This window comes from Streptomyces boncukensis, from assembly GCF_011045075.1.
Taxonomy (GTDB): Bacteria; Actinomycetota; Actinomycetes; order Streptomycetales; family Streptomycetaceae; genus Streptomyces; species Streptomyces boncukensis.
On the sequence record NZ_JAAKZZ010000658.1, the window covers coordinates 1 to 3,488 of the forward strand.

Annotated in this window: 3 protein-coding genes; all 3 read right to left on the reverse strand. The window is 71.3% G+C overall.

The features are described from left to right. Nucleotides 1-123: 123 nt before the first annotated feature. The 3 genes from G5C65_RS33815 to G5C65_RS33825 are packed head-to-tail and all read right to left on the reverse strand — an operon-like array spanning nt 124 to nt 2,967. Complete coding sequence (locus tag G5C65_RS33815) at nt 124-786, reverse strand: EF-hand domain-containing protein (RefSeq protein WP_165302880.1); 663 nt, start codon at nt 784-786, stop codon at nt 124-126. A gap of 7 nt (nt 787-793) precedes the next feature. After that, the gene (locus G5C65_RS33820; RefSeq protein ID WP_165302881.1) at nt 794-1,639 is read right to left on the reverse strand and encodes a bestrophin-like domain; all 846 of its coding nucleotides are present in this window, start codon (nt 1,637-1,639) and stop codon (nt 794-796) included. Then, nucleotides 1,636-2,967 (reverse strand): transporter substrate-binding protein, encoded by a 1,332-nt coding sequence (locus G5C65_RS33825; protein ID WP_165302882.1) that lies wholly within the window; start codon nt 2,965-2,967, stop codon nt 1,636-1,638. Before G5C65_RS33825 ends, G5C65_RS33820 begins: the two co-directional genes overlap by 4 nt. Between the last annotated feature and the right edge of the window lie 521 nt (nt 2,968-3,488).

Sequence of the window (3,488 nt, forward strand, 5' to 3'; positions counted from 1 at the left end):
ACTCGAACGACGACGCACCCATGATTGCAACATCTCCCGCTCAGCATCAGTCAGCACAACAGGCGGGATCTTCGGTCCAGGACGACTCACACCAGACCAACGACGAATCTCCGACTCAGGACACTAGCGAGGGCGGCGCGGTGGTGGAGCTCCCAGCAGCCAGTTGCCCTGCGCCGAGGGGTCCGTACTCGTGAAGAACTCCACGAACGCCTCGTGGATCTCGTTGTGCTCGAGCATCCCGCTCGCGTCCCGGTCCAGCGTCCGGTACGCCGAGCGCAGATCCCGCTCCGAGGCGAGCCGGAACGCCGCCGACAGCAGCACCCGGTACTCCCGCTCGCACACCTGGTTGTCGCCGTCCTCGTCCGCGACGTCCACCAGCGCGCAGCACAGCCCGTTGACGGCCGAGACCAGCCCCCTGCGGCGCTCGGTCACGGCGTGGGCGAGGTGGGCCACGAACATCTCCCGGCCGAGCGGGGCCCCCGTCTCCGGGCCGGCGCCCCGCTCGTGGCGGCGCCACAGCTTCCGGAAGCAGGAGTGCAGCCGCCGCTGCTCCCGGCTGCCGGGCCGGTGGCCGAAGGCCCGCGCGGCGCGCAGCGCGGCCAGCTCGTAGTCGTGGAAGGCGAGCCGCCCGTCGGCGTCGGCGTCCAGGCAGTCGAACCACCGGTTCATCTTCCACCGCAGCAGCGCGTCCACCCCGGCCGGCGGCCCCGGGGGCCGGTCCGCGACCGGATACCGGCGTCGGCGGCCGAAGGGCCAGACGGACGGGGGAGACGGGGGCTCGGACACGGGCGGGTCACCTTTCGCGGGTCCGCAGATGGATCAGTACGGTCTCGAAGGCGTCGGGCGTGATCGCCGCACTGCCGCTGAACGGCTGCTCGAAGGACGTGACGAGGAAGGCGGACAGGGACACCACGGCCGCCAGCACGGAGACGACGATCCGCTGCACCCAGTCGCGGCGTACGCCGAAGAAGAAGACCATCACCACACAGAGCACGCCCCCGCAGTAGAACATCAGCCACACCACGGCCGGCACGTCGCGCGCGCTGGCCCGCAGCCGCTCCCGGCGGCTGTCGTCGAGCGCGCCCAGGCGTTCGATGGACGGGCCGTACAGGGCGTTGCGGCGGTCCTTGGGGACCATGCTGGTGTAGATCGTCCACAGCTCGGCCAGCGCCGCCTGGGCCTGCGGGTCCGAGCCGCGCTCGCTCATGCCGGGCCACTCGTCGTTGATGACGATGCCCGCGTAGGTGAGCGACGCCTCCTGCACCTGCCGCTGCACGGGGCCGGAGAAGCCCTTGGACATCCGCTCCAGGTCGGCCAGCGCGCTGGCCTCCTGGGCGACGGTGGCCTCGGCGCGGGTGTAGTCGTTGTAGACGACCACGACGGAGAAGTGCACCAGCGTGGCGTAGAGCGAGCCGACGATGGCGAACACCGCGGCCTGCACCGCGCTGTTCCGCTCCGTCACCACGTGCCGCACGCCGTGCCGGGCCAGCGGCAGCCCGGCGTTCACCAGCACGATGGCCGCGGCGACCATGAGCACGCCCCGCGCCGCGGTCGCCAGGCCGGCCGTCCGCGCCGCCACGAGCGCGGCGCCGGAGCCGAGGAAGAGCGTCCAGTGGAGCCACAGCCTGTGGTGTCTCACGGTGCGCCGGGCCGGGGTTCCAGGGGGAGTTCGGGCCCGCCCGGCGGGCGCGTCCAGCGCTTGCCCCACCCCTGGTAGAGGTGGCTGACGAGGCGGTCCCACTCCTCCTTGCTGCGGTACGGGCTGTACGGCGAGGGGCGGATGACGGCCTCCGAGGACCACACCTGCTCGATCTTGCCGTCCAGCTGGATCCGGCCGAGCCGGGCCCGCTTCCACAGGTGCCGGTTCCCCCGGTCGGCGTAGACCGTGCCGCCCGGCGCCCGTACCGAGGCCCCGCGCACGGCGCGCAGCACGGCCCGCGGCTCCACGCTGCCCGCCGACCGGACGGCGTGGGCCCACAGGTGCACCCCGGCGTACGCCGCGGCCACGGTGTCCGAGACATGCGGGGCTCCGGAGCGGCGCTTGAACTCCCGTACGAAGCGGGCGTTCGCGGCGTCCGGCAGCTCCTCGAAGTAGTTCGCCGCGACATAGTCCCCGGCGACATAGGCGCCCGCCTTGCTGCGGGCCGTCTGGGAGCGCAGCTCCCACTCGTCGGCCACGAGGTTGAGCGCCGGAACGCGCTGCCGCCCGCTGTCGGCGCCGGCCTCCCGCAGCCGGGTGAAAAAGGGGGCGTTGGTGGCGCCGGCGAGGGCCGAGACGATCAGGTCGGGCTTTGCCAGGACAATTCTTCGTACCGTACGGGAAACCTGGTCGGTGTCCGGCGGGAGATAGTCCTCGCCGACCACCTTGCCGCCCGCTGCGGTGAGTTGGGAATGGACGAGTGCCAGGGATACCCGGGGATAGATGTAATCCGATCCGACGAGAAAGAAGCGGCGCGCGCCGTTGTCCAGGAACCACTGGACGGCCGGGGTGATGTACTGGTTGGGCGTCGCGCCCGTATAGACCACCCGGTGCGAGGTCTCGCCGCCCTCGTAGACGGCGGGATAAAAGAGGAGGCCGTTATTCCGCTCGATGACGGGAATCATGCTGCGGCGTGCGGCCGAGGCGTAGCCACCGAAGATGATCTGCACCTCCTCCCTGCTCAGCAGGCGCTCGGCGGCTCTGGCGAAGCCCTTGCCCGTGGACTGCCCGTCGGCCAGCACCGGCACCAGCTCCCGGCCCAGCAGGCCGCCTTGCGTGTTGATCTCCTCGATGGCCATCAGGGCCGCGTCGTTCAGCGGCTTCTCGGTCCCTGCCAGCCGGCCGGTGTGGGAATGCAGAACCCCCACCTTGAGGGGCGGCAGCGCATGCGGATCGGCCGGGGCCACGGCCGAGACGAACAGCACATAGCCGAGCACGGCGAGCGTCATCAGGGTGACCAGCCCGCGCTCCCGTGGCGTCGGCTTCACGACGTGGCTGACTCGGTGAATCCGACCGGCGCTATGCCCTGCAGAACGGCGCAGTCGGCAGTCATCATGCCCCTCCCTGTGAATCCGCGCTGCGGACATCTGCGAGCTTCCATCAGAAGACTGCCCAGCGTCCATGGATTTCCCCCTTCAGGCTCGAAGGAGTGAAATACGCGGCAGGTCCCCGAATTCACCGCAATGGAGCCTTCCGGCGGCAGCGGAAGGCGCCATTGCGCCCGGTGTGCAGCCGGGCTGCTCGACGAACCCGGTGACCGCTCTGCTCCGCACGGGTGGCGCGTGGCTCCCGTGCGCCGTGTCTGCGCCCCGCGCGCGGCCGGCTCCCGTTCAGTGGGGGCTGCGAAGCGACCGACCCTGTGATGAGCCGTCCCCGTCAGACCAGCCGCCGACCGGGCCTGAGCACTGGGAGGCCGGCCCGGAGGTATGAGCATGCGAGCCGTCCCCGCCAGACCAGCCTCCCCCAAGCTCTCGGCTCCGCTCGAGCAGGGGGGACCCCCACCCGGCCC